Origin of the sequence: Klebsiella oxytoca NBRC 105695, assembly GCF_001598695.1 — a bacterium.
Classification (GTDB): domain Bacteria; phylum Pseudomonadota; class Gammaproteobacteria; order Enterobacterales; family Enterobacteriaceae; genus Klebsiella; species Klebsiella oxytoca.
In genome coordinates this window covers 49,519-66,697 of sequence record NZ_BCZK01000003.1, presented here as the reverse complement: position 1 = coordinate 66,697, position 17,179 = coordinate 49,519, and the positions used below count along the sequence as shown (strand labels likewise).

Genomic DNA, 17,179 nt, shown 5'->3' with positions numbered 1-17,179 from the left:
AACAGAGCTACATTACGCAGCGGAACACCCTCTTTTAGGCAGAACCCGGGGACCGGGATCTTACTCGCGGGTCAGAACGATTTTACCAAACGCCCCGCGATCGAGATGTGCAAGCGCCTGTTCAAGCTGGTTAAAACGGTAACGGTGTTCAATCACCGGTTTTAACCCGGTCACGTCAACGGCGCGGACGAAATCTTCCAGCGCACGACGGTGCCCGACACCAATACCCTGAATCACCGGGGATTTCAGCAACAGTTCGCCAGCCGGTAGCGAGATTTCACTCCCGGCCAGCACGCCAATGACCGATATGCGACCATGAACCGCAACGGCGCGCAGGGAATGTCGCAGATTCTCCCCGCCAACGGTTTCAATAATATGATCGATGCCGCGATCGGCGGTCAGTTCGTAAATTCCTTCCGTCCAATCACTTTTGAGCCGGTTTATCCCATGATCGGCGCCAAGTTGTTTAGCCCGCGCCAGTTTTTCATCACTTCCTGATGTGACAAAAACCTTTGCCCCCTGTGCTTTTGCAATTTGCAAAGCGAATATCGCCACACCGCCCGTCCCCTGTACCAGCACCGATTGCCCGGCGTGTAAATGACCGCGTTCCACCAGCGCGAACCATGCGGTAAGCCCTGCACAAGGGAGCGTGCTGGCTTCTGCATCATCAAGGGTTTCCGGTGCAGCCACCAGCCAGTTTTCATTCACAACCACGTACTCAGCCAGCATGCCCTGGAAGTACCCGCCGGTGGTTTTATAAGGCAAAGTGCGGGCATCTGACGCTGGTCTACCGTCGATCCACTCCGGGAAAAAGGTGGAGATCACCCGAGCGCCGGGTTTGAAACGCGTGACGCCCTCACCCGTGCTCTCCACCACGCCCGCCATATCAGACGCCGGCGTAAAAGGGAAGGAAAGCGCAATAGGCATGGTGCCTTCAATGACCATCTTATCGCGATAGTTGAGCGCAACGGCATTCACCCGCACGCGGACTTCACCCGGGCCCGGCTGCGGAACAGGCGCCTGAATAAGATTGAGGTTCTCACGCCCGAGGGCGTCCATAGACCAGCGTTGCATTGTCTGCGTCATTTTTCACTCCTGCCATCAAATAAGCTTGAAGTGACAGTTTACCGTTGACCATTGGTAACCAGTGGCGATAAGTTTTCCCTCTATTGGTGACTGAAAAGATACAATCCATGACCGATACGCTGAAGGATATTCCGGTTTTTGTGGCCGCCGTTGAGGCGGGAAGTTTTGCTCAGGCCGCAATTCGTTTGCATTTGTCGCGCTCGGCGGTAGGAAAGAGTATCGCTCGGCTTGAAGAGCGGTTGGGGGTACGTCTGTTTCAACGTACGACCCGCAGCCAAAGCCTGACCGACAACGGCGCCCTTTTTTATGAACGTTGTCAGCGCGCGCTGGAGGAAATTCGTGGAGCAGAGTCGCTGCTGGAAACAGGGAAACAGCAGGTTAGTGGCCGCCTGCGCGTGGCCATGCCGGTGCTGTTTGGTCGCCAGTGCGTGGCCCCCCTGCTGATCGAGCTTGCGCAGGAACACCCAGGTCTCGAGCTGGAGATGTCATTCAGCGATCGCGTGGTGGATCTCGTCGAGGAAGGGTTTGATATGGCGGTGCGTAACGGCCCCCTTCAGGACAGCAGCGTTCTGGTCGCCAGAAAGCTGGGAGAACACCGCATGGTGCTGTGCGCCGCGCCGGATTACCTGCTGAAGAAGGGTCTGCCACAAAGCGTTGATGATTTACCCCACCATGCGGCCATTAACTATCTGCAAGCAGGCAGAGTGCTATCCTGGCAGCTGATGGATAAAGAAGGAGTCTCGCACACCTTTACTCCCCGTTCATCGCTCAATATGGATGATTTGCAGGCAATCTGCGACGCTGCGCTGGCCGGCCACGGCATTGCATGGCTGCCCTGCTGGATGGCCAGCAAAGAAATTCATCAGGGAAAACTCGTCCCGCTTTTAAAGCAGGCGCCGGATGTGCGCTTCGACGTTCATGCGGTCTGGCAACAGACGCCGCATCTACCGCTGAGGGTGAGAATTGCCGTCGATATGCTCGCCAGCCGTTTACCGTCCGTGATATCGCTGGATATGCCTGCGCCCACAAAAAAGCCGCGCTAAACGCGCGGCCTGAGTAGGGCTGTAGACGACGATTAAATATCGATGTTCGCCGCTTTGAGGGCGTTCTCTTCGATAAAGGCACGACGCGGTTCAACGGCGTCACCCATCAGGGTGGTGAACAGCTGGTCAGCGGCAATCGCATCCTTCACGGTCACGCGCAGCATGCGGCGGCTATCCGGGTCCATAGTGGTTTCCCACAGCTGATCCGGGTTCATCTCGCCAAGACCTTTATAGCGCTGGATAGAGAGGCCGCGGCGCGACTCTTTCACCAGCCAGTCCAGCGCCTGTTCAAAGCTGGCAACCGGCTGACGGCGTTCGCCGCGCTCAATAAAGGCATCCTCTTCAATCAGACCGCGCAGCGTTTCGCCCAGCGCGCAGATACGGTGGTATTCCGGCCCGGTGACAAACTCATGATCCAGCGGATAATCGGTATCCACGCCGTGGGTACGCACGCGAACGATCGGCTCAAACTGCTGCAGCTCGGCGTTCTCGCGGACATCAAATTTCCACTGGCTGCCGTGCTGCTCTTTCTCATTCAGCTCGCTCACCAGGGCGTTGATCCAGCGCGTCACGGTCTGCTCATTCGCCAGGTCGGCCTCTGCGAGCGTCGGCTGATAGATAAGCTCTTTGAGCAGCGCTTTAGGATAACGACGTTCCATACGCGTAATCATTTTCTGCGTGGCGTTATACTCGGCAACCAGTCTCTCCAGCGGCTCTCCGGCCAGGGCCGGCGCGTTGGCGTTGGTGTGCAGCGTTGCGCCATCCAGCGCGATGGAGATTTGGTACTGATCCATCGCCTCATCGTCTTTAATATACTGTTCTTGCTTGCCTTTCTTCACTTTGTACAGCGGCGGCTGGGCAATATAGACGTGGCCGCGCTCAACGATTTCCGGCATCTGACGGTAGAAGAAGGTCAACAGCAGCGTACGAATGTGCGAGCCGTCGACGTCCGCATCGGTCATGATGATGATGCTATGGTAGCGCAGTTTGTCCGGGTTGTACTCGTCGCGACCAATGCCGCAGCCCAGCGCGGTAATCAGCGTCGCCACTTCCTGCGAAGCGAGCATTTTGTCAAAGCGCGCTTTCTCAACGTTGAGGATTTTCCCCTTCAGCGGCAAAATCGCCTGGTTCTTACGGTTACGCCCCTGCTTAGCAGAGCCGCCCGCAGAGTCCCCTTCCACTAAGTACAGTTCAGAGTGTGCCGGGTCGCGTTCCTGGCAATCCGCCAGTTTGCCCGGCAGGCCAGCCAGGTCCAGCGCGCCTTTACGGCGGGTCATTTCACGCGCGCGGCGCGCGGCTTCACGCGCACGGGCGGCATCGATGATTTTGCCCACTACGATTTTGGCGTCAGACGGGTTTTCCAGCAGGTACTCGTTCAGCAGTTCGTTCATCTGCTGTTCGACCGCCGATTTCACCTCAGAGGAGACCAGCTTGTCTTTGGTCTGCGAGGAGAATTTCGGATCCGGCACCTTCACGGAAACCACGGCAATCAGGCCTTCACGGGCGTCGTCGCCGGTAGCGCTGACTTTCGCTTTTTTGCTGTAGCCTTCTTTATCCATATAGGCGTTCAGGGTACGCGTCATCGCCGCACGGAAGCCCGCCAGGTGAGTACCGCCGTCGCGCTGCGGGATATTGTTGGTAAAGCAGTAGATATTTTCCTGGAACCCGTCGTTCCACTGCAGCGCAACTTCAACGCCGATACCGTCTTTTTCAGTGGAGAAATAGAAAATATTCGGGTGGATCGGCGTTTTGTTTTTGTTCAGATATTCCACAAAGGCTTTGATACCGCCTTCGTAGTGGAAATGATCTTCTTTGCCGTCGCGCTTGTCGCGCAGGCGAATCGACACTCCGGAGTTCAGGAACGACAGCTCGCGCAGGCGTTTTGCCAGAATCTCGTATTCGAATTCGACAACGTTGGTAAAGGTTTCGTAGCTCGGCCAGAAGCGCACCATGGTACCGGTTTTTTCGGTTTCGCCGGTAACCGCCAGCGGAGCCTGCGGCACGCCGTGGGCATAAACCTGACGGTGAATTTTGTTATCGCGCTGAATAACCAGCTCCAGCTTCTGCGACAGGGCGTTAACAACGGAAACGCCTACGCCGTGCAGACCGCCGGAAACTTTATAGGAGTTATCATCGAATTTACCGCCTGCGTGCAGAACGGTCATGATCACTTCCGCCGCCGACACGCCCTCTTCCGGGTGAATACCGGTTGGAATACCGCGGCCGTCATCCTGTACGGAGACGGAGTTATCGCTGTGGATCGTAACAACGATGTCTTTACAGTAACCTGCGAGCGCTTCGTCGATAGCGTTATCCACAACCTCGAATACCATGTGGTGCAGACCGGTGCCGTCATCCGTGTCGCCGATATACATACCCGGGCGCTTACGCACCGCATCCAGCCCTTTCAGGACTTTGATACTGGAGGAGTCATAAGAATTCGACATCAACGTTTCTCGCTCATTTAATCTTAGGTTAATCCGCTATTTTACCCTTTTCCACGGTAAACATCTTCGAATTTTCGTCCGACATGTCTATAACGTGTTCAGCGCTAATGGCGCTGACGAAAACCTGCGACTGCGTGGCTTTTAAACGGCTGGCCAGCAGCCCGCGCCGCGCGTCGTCGAGTTCCGAGGCAAAATCATCTATCAGGTACAGGCAGCGTCGCCCGCTCTCGCGGGTCAAAAACTCACCTTGCGCCAGCCGCAGGGCGCACATCAGCAGCTTAAGCTGCCCGCGCGACAATGTATCCTCTACCGGCGCGCCGTCGGCACGAATGCGGAAATCCGCTTTGTGCGGACCGTGCGCGGTATAGGTTAACATGCGATCGCGTTCGAAATTTCGTTCCAGCACCTCGGCATAATCCGTTTCTTTCTCCCAGCCGCGCTGGAAAGAAAAGGTGAGGGCGAACTCAGGTAAAAACTGCCGACAGGTATCCGCCATATCTTCGACAATAGCGGCGCTATATTCGGCGCGCCAGCGGCTGATTTGCTCCGCCAGCGGGATCAGCTCCAGATCCCATGGCCGCAGCTGGGCATAGCGACTCACCTGACGCAGCGCGGCGTTGCGCTGCTTCACCAGGCGCTTCAGGTTGCTCCAGGCGGTAAAGAATCCGGCTTCGTTGTGGAAGCATCCCCAATCAAGGAACGCTCTTCTGTATTTGGGGCCGCCGTTGAGTAAAGTAAACCCCTCTGGCGTAATCAGCTGCATCGGCATCAGAAGCGCCAGCTCCGCCACTTTATGGCCGTCAGTGCCGTCGATACGAACCTTGCTGTCGCCCTGCTTATCTTTCGTCAGACCGATGGCGACTTCTCGCTCTTCGCCCTGCAGGCGACCGTGCAGAACAAATGACTCCTGCTCGTGACGAATCACGCGGCCAATCTGCAAGCTACGAAACGCCCGACCGTGGCCGAGCGTATAGATAGCTTCAAGCACGCTGGTTTTGCCGCTGCCGTTGGCGCCAACCAGGAAGTTAAAGCCGGGGGATAAGGCGAGATCCGCATTTTCAATATTGCGGAAGTCTTTGATTAGAAGTCGGGATAGCGACATATCAGCTCGTCATCATTCAAGGGGCGTGGGTGTCGCAGCCAGTTCGTCTACCGCCAGCGCGCAGAAAGCGGAGCGTACACGAAGTACGTGAGCATTTCGAGCACTGCCGGAAGGCGAAATGGCAAGTAAACCAGCCCCTTTGCAGATTCTACAATCGCATCGGCATGACAACATAGGCTGCGGATTGGGAAGCCGCATCCTCAATCTGCACGCTCGAAACGGAATCCGTCAGGAGAATACGTACGTTCTCACACTTCAGCGCGTTCAGCACATCCAGTACATAGCTGACGTTAAAACCGATTTCCATTTCCGTACCGGCATAGGTAACGTCCAGAATTTCTTCCGCTTCTTCCTGCTCCGGGTTATTGGCGGTGATTTTCAGCTGATTTTCACTGACATACAGACGCACGCCGCGGAATTTTTCGTTAGAAAGAATCGCCGCCCGGGCAAAGGCCTGCTTGAGAATATCGCAGCCGGCGTCCAGATGCTTGTCCGGGTTCTTCGGCAGTACGCGGCGATAGTCAGGGAAGCGACCATCGACCAGCTTCGAAGTAAAGATAAAGTCGCCAACGTGAGCCCGGATGTTGTTGCTGCCGATCTGTACGCGCAGCGGCGTATCGCCGCCATCAAGCATACGCATCAGCTCAATCACGCCTTTACGCGGCACGATCACCGAATGATTGGGCAGGGACTCTTCCAGCGGCATAGAGCAAACCGCCAGGCGGTGGCCGTCGGTCGCCACGGTGCGCAGTTCGCTGCCTTCGGTTTCAAACAACATGCCGTTTAAGTAATAGCGAACGTCCTGGTGAGCCATCGAAAACTGCGTCGCCTCGATCAGGCGCTTCATGGTCGCCTGCGGCAGGGTAAACTCAACTTCGCTCTGCCAGTCGTCAAGGTTAGGGAAATCCGCCGCCGGTAGCGTCGAGAGCGAGAAACGGCTGCGCCCGGAACGCACCAGCATACGCTCGCCTTCCAGCTGTACCGCGATCTCCGCGCCTTCAGGCAGGCCGCGGCAGATATCAAAAAATTTACGCGCCGGAACGGTTGTTGCTCCCGCTTCGTGCGGCTGAATCAGCGCAACGCGCGCGACCATTTCCATTTCCAGATCGGTACCGGTCAGCGACAGCGCGCCATCGGTAACCTGAAGGAGCAGGTTGCCAAGAATCGGTAGCGTCGGACGACCACCTAAAGGACCACTTACCTGTTGCAGCGGTTTTAATAAATGTTCACGTTCTACGGTAAATTTCATAGCGTCACGAGGATAATGTTCTGATTAAATTGGAAAAATCTTCTTTGATATCGTGGCTTTCTTCACGCAACTGCTCAATCTTGCGGCAAGCGTGCAGGACGGTGGTATGGTCGCGACCGCCAAACGCATCGCCGATTTCCGGCAGACTGTGGTTGGTCAGCTCTTTTGCCAGCGCCATCGCCATCTGGCGTGGGCGCGCCACCGAACGGGAGCGGCGTTTAGACAGCAGGTCCGCTACCTTAATTTTGTAATACTCCGCCACCGTCTTTTGAATATTGTCGATGGTGACCAGTTTTTCCTGTAAAGCCAACAGATCGCGCAGCGCTTCGCGGACGAAGTCGATAGTGATCGCCCGGCCGGTAAAGTTGGCATTGGCGATAACGCGGTTCAGCGCCCCTTCGAGCTCACGTACGTTAGAGCGCAGACGCTTGGCGATAAAGAACGCCACTTCGCCCGGCAGGCGGATGTCGTTTTCATCCGCTTTTTTCATCAGGATCGCCACGCGAGTTTCCAGCTCTGGCGGTTCGATCGCAACCGTCAGACCCCAGCCGAAGCGTGATTTCAGACGATCTTCAACCCCGTTGATCTCCTTCGGATAGCGATCCGAGGTCAGGATGATCTGCTGATTGCCTTCCAGCAGGGCGTTAAAGGTATGGAAAAACTCTTCCTGCGAGCGCTCTTTATTAGCAAAAAACTGGATATCATCGATCAGCAGGGCGTCAACGGAGCGGTAGTAGCGCTTAAATTCTTCAATGGCGTTGTTTTGCAGAGCTTTTACCATGTCCTGCACAAAGCGCTCGGAGTGCATGTAAACCACTTTTGCGTTGGGTTTACGCGCCACAATCCCGTTACCAACCGCGTGTAAAAGGTGAGTTTTACCCAGGCCGGTGCCGCCATAAAGAAACAGCGGGTTATACGCGCCGCCGGGGTTATCCGCTACCTGACGCGCCGCCGCGCGAGCCAGCTGGTTAGATTTACCCTCGACGAAGTTATCAAACGTATGTTTCACATTGACGTTGGAGCGATAGGTCGGTTCTGCCGGCGCCGGCACGTTATCCCAGCCTGGACGCACGATAGTCGGGGCAACGCGCGCCGTCTGAACCTGCTGCGCAGGGGCGACCGCGGCAACGCTTACCGCGCCTCTCTGCATCTGAACGGCAGGCTTCGCGCCGACTTCAAAGCGCAGCTGTGGGGCATCCGCACCGCAAAAATCATTGAGGAGTCCATTGATATTATTGAGGTATTTATCCCTTACCCAATCGAGCACAAAACGGTTTGGCGCATACAGTGCCAGCGTGTTATCGCTCAACTCCGCCTGCAAAGGGCGTATCCACATGCTGAATTCTGTGGCTGGTAACTCATCCTGCAATCGGGCAAGACACTGCTGCCAAAGCGAAAGTGACACGGCGGACTCCACTCGAACAAAAATCGATATATAAAGAGAAACTGAAACAATCGTGATTGTTGGCACACGTCGACAAGACCCTGCATAGCCGAAAAGCCCCTGCACAAAAGGGGTGACGTGCGAACCGCTATCTGCGGTTATTACCCGATGCGGATCTCTGGATCCCGATCGGGACCGGGGATCATAGCCTAAACTGAGAAAGAGATCTTGTGTTTCTCAACAGATTCTTCCCGATTTATCCACAGGAAGGATCGAAGCTGGATAAGTGTAATCGATCCTGGCTGGAGTGAAGCACGATTTCAGCCGCATATTGGAAAAATTAATGAGCTACGCGGGTTTTGAGCCTAATCGATCTAACAAAGATCCTTTACGATCCTTGCGCTTTATCCACCAGGTCGTATAATCCCCCACCCGGCGCGTAATGCCCGTTTTCCGCAGCGCGCCATCGCCTGTTTTTTGTGCGGCAAGGTGCGAGAAATAAGGAAAGAGAATTGACTCCGGAGTGTACAATTATTACAATCCGGCCTCTTTAATCACCCACGCTGAGGCGTAGGCCGTTCGAAATTCGTTCGGATTTACGCGAAAGTCAGTGAAATTATTCAAGTTTAGGTAGAAATCGCCATGAAACGCACTTTTCAACCGTCTGTACTGAAGCGCAACCGTTCTCACGGCTTCCGTGCTCGTATGGCTACTAAAAATGGTCGTCAGGTTCTGGCACGTCGTCGTGCTAAAAGCCGCGCTCGTCTGACCGTTTCCAAGTAATAAAGCTAACCCTGAGTGGTTAAGCTCGCATTTCCCAGGGAGTTACGTTTGTTAACTCCCAGTCATTTCACTTTCGTCTTCCAGCAGCCATTACGGGCTGGCACGCCGCAAATCACCATCCTCGGCCGCCAAAATTCGCTGGGGCATCCCCGCATCGGTCTTACCGTCGCCAAAAAAAACGTTAAGCGTGCGCATGAACGCAATCGGATCAAACGTCTGACGCGTGAAAGCTTCCGTTTACGTCAACATGAACTCCCGCCAATGGATTTCGTGGTGGTGGCGAAGAAAGGGGTTGCCGACCTCGATAACCGTGCTCTCTCGGAAGCGTTGGAAAAATTATGGCGCCGCCACTGTCGCCTGGCTCGCGGGTCCTGATAGGCCTGATTCGGGTCTATCAGCGCCTGATTAGTCCGCTACTCGGGCCGCACTGCCGTTTCACGCCAACCTGTTCTCAATACGGAATTGAGGCATTGCGCAGGTTTGGATTGATAAAAGGCAGTTGGTTGACGGTGAAACGCGTATTAAAATGCCACCCTTTACACCCTGGTGGTGACGATCCCGTCCCGCCTGGACCATTTGATACCAGAGAACACTAACGATGGATTCGCAACGCAATCTTCTTATCATCGCTTTGTTGTTCGTGTCTTTCATGATCTGGCAAGCCTGGGAGCAGGATAACAATCCTCAGCCTCAGCAGCAGACCACGCAGACAACGACCACAGCAACGGGTAGCGCCGCCGACCAGGGCGTACCGGCCAGTGGCCAGGGGAAACTGATTACGGTAAAAACCGATGTGCTTGACCTGACCATCAACACCCGCGGTGGTGATGTTGAGCAGGCGCTGCTTCTGGATTATCCGAAAGAGCTGAAGTCAACTGAGCCATTCCAGCTTCTGGAAACTTCGCCGCAGTTTACCTATCAGGCGCAGAGCGGTTTAACCGGTCGTGATGGCCCGGACAATCCGGCAAACGGACCGCGTCCGTTGTATAACGTCGATAAAGATGCGTTTGTGCTGGCTGATGGCCAGAACGAAATCGTCATTCCGCTCACGTACACCGATAAAGCAGGCAACGTATTCACCAAAACCTTCACCCTGAAGCGCGGTGAATATGCGGTGAACGTCGGCTATAGCGTAGAGAACGCCAGCGAAAAACCGCTGGAAATCTCAACCTTTGGCCAGCTGAAGCAAACCGCCAACCTGCCGACGCATCGCGACACCCAGACCGGTGGCCTGACTACCATGCACACCTTCCGTGGCGCGGCGTACTCAACGTCTGAAACGAAGTACGAAAAATATAAATTCGATACTATCGTTGATAACGAAAACCTGAACGTCAGCACCAAAAACGGTTGGGTTGCCATGCTGCAGCAGTACTTTACTACCGCATGGGTTCCGCAGAACAACGGCACTAACAACTTCTATACCGCGAACCTTGGCAACGGTCTTGTGGCTATCGGCTACAAATCTCAGCCGGTTCTGGTCCAGCCGGGTCAAACCGACAAGCTGGAAAGCACCCTGTGGGTCGGCCCGGCCATTCAGGACAAAATGGCCGCCGTTGCGCCGCATCTTGACCTGACCGTCGACTATGGCTGGCTGTGGTTTATCTCTCAGCCGCTGTTCAAGCTGCTGAAATGGATCCACAGCTATCTGGGCAACTGGGGCTTCTCCATCATCGTCATTACCTTTATCGTTCGTGGCATCATGTACCCGCTGACCAAAGCGCAGTACACCTCCATGGCGAAGATGCGTATGCTGCAGCCGAAGATTCAGGCAATGCGCGAGCGTCTGGGCGACGACAAGCAGCGTCAGAGCCAGGAGATGATGGCCCTGTATAAAGCGGAGAAGGTTAACCCACTGGGTGGCTGCTTCCCGCTGATTATCCAGATGCCAATCTTCCTTGCGCTGTACTACATGCTGAGCGCTTCGGTTGAACTGCGTCATGCGCCGTTTATCCTGTGGATCCACGACCTGTCTGCGCAAGACCCGTACTACATCCTGCCGATCATCATGGGCGCGACGATGTTCTTCATTCAGAAGATGTCTCCGACTACCGTGACCGACCCGATGCAGCAGAAGATCATGACCTTTATGCCGGTCATCTTTACGGTGTTCTTCCTGTGGTTCCCGTCTGGTCTGGTGGTTTACTATATCGTCAGCAACCTGGTCACCATTATTCAGCAGCAGCTGATTTACCGTGGTCTGGAGAAGCGTGGTCTGCATAGCCGCGAGAAGAAAAAATCCTGATACTCTTGAATTATTTTGAGTATTTACGGTAACGTTAATGCCAGAGAAGGCGGTCAATAGACCGCCTTTTTTACATCTACATAGAGAGTCACCATGAGCCATAACGACACTATCGTCGCCCAGGCAACCCCACCGGGACGCGGTGGTGTGGGCATCCTGCGCATCTCTGGCCTGAAGGCGCGCGACGTTGCGCAGGCGGTGCTGGGCAAGCTGCCGAAACCGCGCTATGCCGACTACCTGCCGTTTAAAGACAGCGACGGCAGCGCGCTGGATCAGGGTATTGCCCTGTGGTTCCCCGGCCCGAACTCCTTTACTGGTGAAGACGTGCTGGAGCTTCAGGGCCATGGCGGCCCTGTTATTCTCGACCTGCTTCTGAAACGTATTCTGACGCTTCCGGGTGTGCGCATCGCCAGGCCCGGCGAGTTCTCCGAGCGCGCGTTTTTGAACGATAAGCTCGATTTAGCCCAGGCCGAAGCGATTGCTGACCTGATCGACGCCAGCTCCGAGCAGGCGGCTCGTTCAGCGCTGAATTCGCTGCAGGGCGCATTCTCTACTCGCGTCAACCATCTGGTGGAAGCGCTGACTCACCTGCGCATCTACGTCGAAGCAGCCATTGATTTTCCGGACGAAGAGATCGACTTCCTCTCCGATGGTAAAATTGAAGCCCAGCTTAACGCGGTTATCGCCGATCTCGACGCCGTGCGCGCCGAGGCGCGCCAGGGCAGCCTGCTGCGCGAAGGGATGAAAGTGGTCATTGCCGGGCGGCCGAACGCCGGGAAATCAAGCCTGCTGAACGCGCTGGCGGGCCGGGAAGCGGCTATCGTCACCGATATTGCCGGAACCACCCGCGACGTTCTGCGCGAGCATATCCACATTGACGGTATGCCGCTGCACATCATTGATACCGCCGGCCTGCGCGATGCGAACGACGAGGTCGAGCGCATCGGCATCGAGCGTGCCTGGCAGGAGATTGAACAAGCCGACCGCGTACTGTTCATGGTCGACGGCACCACCACCGGTGCGACCGATCCGGCGGATATCTGGCCAGATTTTATCGCCCGTCTGCCGAAAAATTTGCCGATTACCGTGGTGCGCAACAAAGCGGATATTACCGGCGAAACGCTGGGGTTGAGCGAAGTAAATGACCACTCACTTGTCCGCCTTTCGGCGCGTACCGGCGAGGGCGTAGACGTGCTGCGCAATCATCTCAAGCAGAGCATGGGTTTTGAGACCAATATGGAAGGCGGCTTTCTGGCGCGCCGTCGCCACCTGCAGGCGCTGTCCGATGCCGCAGAGCATCTGCAGCAGGGTAAAGCGCAGCTGCTGGGCGCCTGGGCTGGCGAGCTGCTGGCGGAAGAGCTGCGCCTGGCCCAGCAGAACCTGAGCGAAATCACCGGTGAGTTTACCTCCGACGACCTGCTGGGGCGCATTTTCTCCAGTTTCTGTATTGGTAAGTAATCTCAGTTTGTGAGCATTGACTAACCCGCCTTAACGTCCTGTTAAAGCGGGTTTATTATTTTCCCTTTACGTCTTCACGGCATAGCGCTTTCTCTATTACCCTGATCGATACCCTCGCTTTACTCGTACCGGATACCACCATGTTGAGTGATTACACCCTGATTGATACCGTACCTTCTGCGGAAGACTTTTGCCGCCTGCGCATCATTTCTGGTATGTCCCCGCGCCCGCTGGAAGGCGCCCGCGCGGGTCTGCCGCATAGCTGCTACGGGGTGCATATCCTCTATGAGGGCGTGCCCGTTGGGATGGGGCGCATCGTCGGCGACGGCGCGCTGAACTTTGAAATCGTCGACGTCGCCGTTGATCCCGCTCATCAGGGAAAAGGGCTTGGTCGCCAGATCATGCAAAAAATTGTCGCCTGGCTGGATGAAAACGCGTTTAAAGGGGCATACGTCTCGCTGGTGGCGGATGTTCCCGAGCTGTACGCAAAATTTGGGTTTTCCAGCGTCAGGCCAGAAAGTGAAGGTATGGCAAAGATCTGGAAATAACGTCGCTGATAAAGAAGCATCCGGGGATGCGGTATCCCGCGGATGCCAGTCGATGCGCTTAACGATTAAATAAAATCGGCAGCGCGAAAAGCGTCCAGCGCGACGCGCTTTTGCTCGCTGGTCATCGGGCGCAGCGGGCGGCGCGGATCGCCGACGTCAATACTGTGCAGCTGCATCGCCAGCTTCCCGGCCGCAACGCCGCCGTACTGAATCAGGACGCGAATAATTGCGATAACCTTATCCATACAGGCAGCAACATCCTGATGGTCTCCCCGGTTAAAGCTGTCGATCAGACGATGATAGAGCGGCGCCGCATAGTTATAAGTACTGCCAACCGCGCCGACGGCGCCGCAGGCCAGGCCTGCCGGTAAAAACTCATCCACGCCGAACGGAATATCGAACTGGCGATTGTTGACGCGCAGGCAGCGCTGGAACTCATACATATCCGCGGAGTTAAACTTCATACCGGACAGGTTCGGGATTTTATCCGCTGCCGCGATCAGGAACTGCTCCATATCCAGGCTCAGACCCGACATGCCGGAGTGGTAGTAATAGAAGCCTTTTGACGGCGCGGCGGCGGCGATAATACGGCAATATTCCACCAGATCGTCGACGGTTGACGGTTTGAAGAAGCACGGTCCGATGACCGAGGTGGCAAAAATATCCAGGGTTTCAGCATGGCGGCTGAGCTCCAGCGCATCGGCGATGCTGAGAGCCCCGGTGTGTAGCGTAATGCTTAATTGTCCCTGGCTTGCCGCGACCCAGCGCTCGGCAATTTTTTTACGCTCTTCTACGGAACAGTGGATGCCTTCTCCGGTCGTCCCACAGACGTAAGCACCTTTAACGCCCTGCGCAATCAGATGCTCGGCAATCCGATCGATAACGGGGTAGTTGACTTCGCCGTTGGCATCAAAAGGCGTATGGGGGGCGGCAATAAGACCTGTTAACTTTGTCATGTAATCCTCGAATGGTGTTTTTCTTCTTAAATTAATTAATTTTGAAGTATTACTCCATCCTAGGGGCTAACGATGCCGGTTGCAACAGGTTACCGGCAGGGAGAAAAAACGGGAGTATCAGATTGTGACGAATCGCACTAAATTCGCGCTACTTGAGCATGGACAGAGCATCCATCGTTCGCAGTTTATTCGCGCGGGCGGCTTCCGGGTCTCTCTGCACCAGCAGCGTATAAATGAGATCCAGAACGAAGAGCTGCGCCGTTTTAGTGCCGATAGAGTCACCCTGCAGGCGCCCCTGTCGGTTGCCGTTAATGAGCGTAATATCAGCGACTTTACTCAATGGCGATCCGAGGTTATGCGTTAAGGCGACGGTGGTGGCTCCAGCCTGCCTTGCCAGATCGAGGGCGTGCGCGGTTTCCGGCGAATGTCCGGAGTGGCTGATGCCGATGGCGACATCGCCAACCTTGAGCAGCGCGGCCTGCATATACATAAAGTGATTATTTGTTAAGGCATCGACGCGCAGCCCGATTCGCATCAGCTTATGCTTCATCTCCTCGGCGGTCAGTCCGGAAGCGCCAACGCCAAAGATATAGGCGCAATTACAAGTATGCAGCGCCTCCACGACCCGTTCCACCTGCTCCATATCCAGCAGATTTAGCGTTTCCGAAAGCACGGTCGAGATGGCGCCCTGGAGCTTCAGGCCGATGGTGTGCGCATCGTCGGTTTTCTGAATTTCAGCCTCCAGCAGCGTGCTGTTGTCATCGCTATCGTTCATGGCCAGCTCAATGGCCAGTTCCATTTTGAAGTTCTGAAAACCTTTATAGCCCAGCTGTCGACAGAAACGGATCACCGATGCTTCGCCCGCGTTCACTTCCTCTGAGAGATCGGCAATCGAAAGCTGAGTCACCTTATGCGGGGAAGCGATCACATACTGCGCGATGCTTTTCCCGACGCGGGTCATACTGCTTTGCATCGCCCCCAGGGTATCAAGTATTTTCCCGGCTTTGACCGGCGAAGTCGGAGTCGTCATCTCTTCCCTACTGTTTACGCGATTATCAGGCGCTCATGATGGAGGACAGTTCAGCGCCAGGCAATATGGTTTTTTAAAAAACGCCGTGGTGATGCGGCTATCCCCGGCGCGGCAAAAACATATTACGTCTCATCGCGTGAGTCAGATCGCCTTTTTTCATTCCCCCTCGCCTGTGACCATGATCTTGTTCACATATCTCATGCAAAGCCCTTGTGGTGTTTAACTTCTAAAAAATACATTAATTGGAGTTTAACTTCATTCGGGTGCGCGGCACCCTGCTTTTTTTTGGCCCTACAGCATAAAAACGTTGCTCATCACAGGAGAGCATATGAGTGAAATAATAAGTACCAAACCATGGTATAAGCACCTCAATAAGTCGCAGTGGCGGGCGTTTTCCGCAGCCTGGCTGGGCTATTTACTGGATGGTTTTGATTTCGTTTTAATTGCTCTGGTGCTCACCGAAGTACAAAGCGAATTCCAGCTCACCACGGTACAGGCGGCGAGTATTATCTCGGCGGCGTTTATCTCCCGCTGGTTCGGCGGCTTGCTGCTGGGGGCGATGGGTGATCGCTATGGCCGCCGCCTCGCGATGGTCAGCAGTATTATTCTTTTCTCCGTCGGTACGCTGGCCTGCGGCTTTGCGCCCGGATACACCTCCATGTTTATCGCCCGTATGGTGATTGGAATGGGAATGGCCGGAGAGTACGGCTCCAGCGCCACCTATGTGATTGAAAGCTGGCCAAAACACTTGCGAAATAAAGCCAGCGGCTTCCTGATTTCCGGCTTTTCCGTCGGCGCTGTCGTAGCGGCGCAGGTTTACAGTCTGGTGGTCCCCTTGTGGGGCTGGCGCGCGTTGTTCTTCCTCGGCATTCTGCCGATTATTTTCGCGCTGTGGCTGCGTAAAAATATTCCGGAAACGGAAGACTGGACAGAGCGCCAGACGAAAAAAACGCCGGTGCGGACGATGGTGGATATTCTCTATCGCGGTAAATATCGCGCCATGAATATGCTGATGACGCTGGCCGCAACGGCCGCGCTCTGGTTCTGCTTCGCCGGAAACCTGCACAATCCGCTCGTGGTGATTGCGCTGGCGCTCGTCTGCACCATCATTTTCATCAGCTTTATGGTACAGAGCAGCGGAAAACGTTGGCCGACCGGCGTGATGCTGATGGTTGTCGTTCTGTTCGCCTTTCTCTACTCCTGGCCTATCCAGGCGCTGTTGCCGACCTATCTGAAAACCGAGCTGGCATACGATCCGTCGACGGTCGCGAAGGTGCTCTTCTTTAGCGGATTCGGCGCAGCCGTCGGCTGCATCGTCGGCGGTTTCCTCGGCGACTGGCTGGGCACGCGAAAAGCCTACGTTTACAGCCTGCTGGCATCGCAGGTTCTGATTATTCCGGTCTTCGCCATCGGCGGCTCCAGCCTCTGGGGTCTGGGCATCCTTCTCTTCTTCCAGCAGATGCTGGGTCAGGGGATTGCCGGGATCTTACCGAAATTGATCGGCGGCTACTTCGACACCGACCAGCGCGCTGCCGGTCTGGGTTTCACCTATAACGTAGGCGCCCTGGGCGGGGCGGCTGCGCCGGTCCTCGGCGCGCTGGTCGCACAGCACATGCATCTGGGTACGGCGCTGGGGTCGCTCTCCTTCGGACTGACGTTTGTGGTGATCCTGCTGATTGGTCTGGATATGCCGTCCCGAGTACAGCGCTGGATTCGCCCGGAAGCGCTACGTACCCATGACGCTATTGATGGTAAACCGTTCAGCGGCGCACTGGTTGGTCACGACAAAGCGAACGCTCCGCTTTGCGATAAACACTAAATTCATGCGCCCGGCTCTGTCGGGCGCAA

16 protein-coding genes are annotated in these 17,179 nt (G+C 55.5%); 9 read left to right on the top strand and 7 right to left on the bottom strand.

The features are described 5' to 3' along the window. Nucleotides 1–60: 60 nt before the first annotated feature. Nucleotides 61–1,086, bottom strand: a complete 1,026-nt coding sequence (locus KO1_RS06170; protein ID WP_023321814.1) for a zinc-dependent alcohol dehydrogenase family protein — start codon at nt 1,084–1,086, stop codon at nt 61–63. A 107-nt stretch (nt 1,087–1,193) separates the two neighbouring features. Here KO1_RS06170 and KO1_RS06165 point away from each other — a divergent pair, with 107 nt between their 5' ends. Continuing rightward, on the top strand, nt 1,194–2,129 hold the full coding sequence (locus KO1_RS06165) for a LysR family transcriptional regulator (RefSeq protein ID WP_023321815.1): 936 nt from the start codon (nt 1,194–1,196) through the stop codon (nt 2,127–2,129). 32 nt (nt 2,130–2,161) lie between these two features. On the opposite strand, the gene gyrB is transcribed toward KO1_RS06165, so the two are convergent. The 4 genes from gyrB to dnaA all read right to left on the bottom strand — a co-directional run bounded on the left by gyrB (nt 2,162) and on the right by dnaA (nt 8,332). Beyond that, the gene (gene gyrB / locus KO1_RS06160) at nt 2,162–4,576 is read right to left on the bottom strand and encodes a DNA topoisomerase (ATP-hydrolyzing) subunit B (protein WP_004107195.1); all 2,415 of its coding nucleotides are present in this window, start codon (nt 4,574–4,576) and stop codon (nt 2,162–2,164) included. A 28-nt stretch (nt 4,577–4,604) separates the two neighbouring features. After that, on the bottom strand, nt 4,605–5,678 hold the full coding sequence (gene recF / locus KO1_RS06155) for a DNA replication/repair protein RecF (RefSeq protein ID WP_004107198.1): 1,074 nt from the start codon (nt 5,676–5,678) through the stop codon (nt 4,605–4,607). Nucleotides 5,679–5,826: 148 nt separating this feature from the next. Beyond that, nucleotides 5,827–6,927: a DNA polymerase III subunit beta gene (dnaN, locus tag KO1_RS06150; protein ID WP_004107206.1), complete on the bottom strand. Its 1,101-nt coding sequence runs from the start codon at nt 6,925–6,927 to the stop codon at nt 5,827–5,829. A gap of 4 nt (nt 6,928–6,931) precedes the next feature. Beyond that, complete coding sequence (gene dnaA, locus KO1_RS06145; protein WP_004107208.1) at nt 6,932–8,332, bottom strand: chromosomal replication initiator protein DnaA; 1,401 nt, start codon at nt 8,330–8,332, stop codon at nt 6,932–6,934. A 322-nt stretch (nt 8,333–8,654) separates the two neighbouring features. Here dnaA and KO1_RS28970 point away from each other — a divergent pair, with 322 nt between their 5' ends. The 7 genes from KO1_RS28970 (at nt 8,655) to KO1_RS06125 (ending at nt 13,345) form a co-directional block, all read left to right on the top strand. Next, a complete protein-coding gene (locus KO1_RS28970) occupies nt 8,655–8,735 on the top strand; it encodes a hypothetical protein (protein ID WP_418268749.1) in 81 nt (26 codons plus the stop codon). Nucleotides 8,736–8,953: 218 nt separating this feature from the next. Further along, nucleotides 8,954–9,094, top strand: a complete 141-nt coding sequence (gene rpmH / locus KO1_RS26915) for a 50S ribosomal protein L34 (protein WP_004871828.1) — start codon at nt 8,954–8,956, stop codon at nt 9,092–9,094. A 15-nt stretch (nt 9,095–9,109) separates the two neighbouring features. Further along, nucleotides 9,110–9,469: a ribonuclease P protein component gene (rnpA, locus tag KO1_RS06140; protein WP_004871829.1), complete on the top strand. Its 360-nt coding sequence runs from the start codon at nt 9,110–9,112 to the stop codon at nt 9,467–9,469. Beyond that, on the top strand, nt 9,433–9,690 hold the full coding sequence (gene yidD / locus KO1_RS26910) for a membrane protein insertion efficiency factor YidD (protein ID WP_004871831.1): 258 nt from the start codon (nt 9,433–9,435) through the stop codon (nt 9,688–9,690). The genes rnpA and yidD overlap by 37 nt, the downstream gene beginning before the upstream one ends. Before the next feature lie 2 nt (nt 9,691–9,692). Further along, nucleotides 9,693–11,339 (top strand): membrane protein insertase YidC, encoded by a 1,647-nt coding sequence (gene yidC, locus KO1_RS06135; protein WP_004107212.1) that lies wholly within the window; start codon nt 9,693–9,695, stop codon nt 11,337–11,339. A gap of 93 nt (nt 11,340–11,432) precedes the next feature. Continuing rightward, nucleotides 11,433–12,797, top strand: a complete 1,365-nt coding sequence (gene mnmE / locus KO1_RS06130; RefSeq protein ID WP_004107214.1) for a tRNA uridine-5-carboxymethylaminomethyl(34) synthesis GTPase MnmE — start codon at nt 11,433–11,435, stop codon at nt 12,795–12,797. A gap of 140 nt (nt 12,798–12,937) precedes the next feature. Continuing rightward, a complete protein-coding gene (locus tag KO1_RS06125) occupies nt 12,938–13,345 on the top strand; it encodes a GNAT family N-acetyltransferase (protein WP_004107215.1) in 408 nt (135 codons plus the stop codon). 65 nt (nt 13,346–13,410) lie between these two features. Here the strand turns inward: KO1_RS06125 and KO1_RS06120 are convergent, their stop codons facing one another. Both KO1_RS06120 and KO1_RS06115 read right to left on the bottom strand, forming a co-directional pair. Continuing rightward, complete coding sequence (locus tag KO1_RS06120; RefSeq protein WP_004107216.1) at nt 13,411–14,301, bottom strand: dihydrodipicolinate synthase family protein; 891 nt, start codon at nt 14,299–14,301, stop codon at nt 13,411–13,413. A gap of 148 nt (nt 14,302–14,449) precedes the next feature. Further along, complete coding sequence (locus KO1_RS06115; RefSeq protein ID WP_004107217.1) at nt 14,450–15,331, bottom strand: MurR/RpiR family transcriptional regulator; 882 nt, start codon at nt 15,329–15,331, stop codon at nt 14,450–14,452. A gap of 328 nt (nt 15,332–15,659) precedes the next feature. Here KO1_RS06115 and KO1_RS06110 point away from each other — a divergent pair, with 328 nt between their 5' ends. Next, nucleotides 15,660–17,150 (top strand): MFS transporter, encoded by a 1,491-nt coding sequence (locus KO1_RS06110; protein WP_004107218.1) that lies wholly within the window; start codon nt 15,660–15,662, stop codon nt 17,148–17,150. Nucleotides 17,151–17,179: the final 29 nt, after the last annotated feature.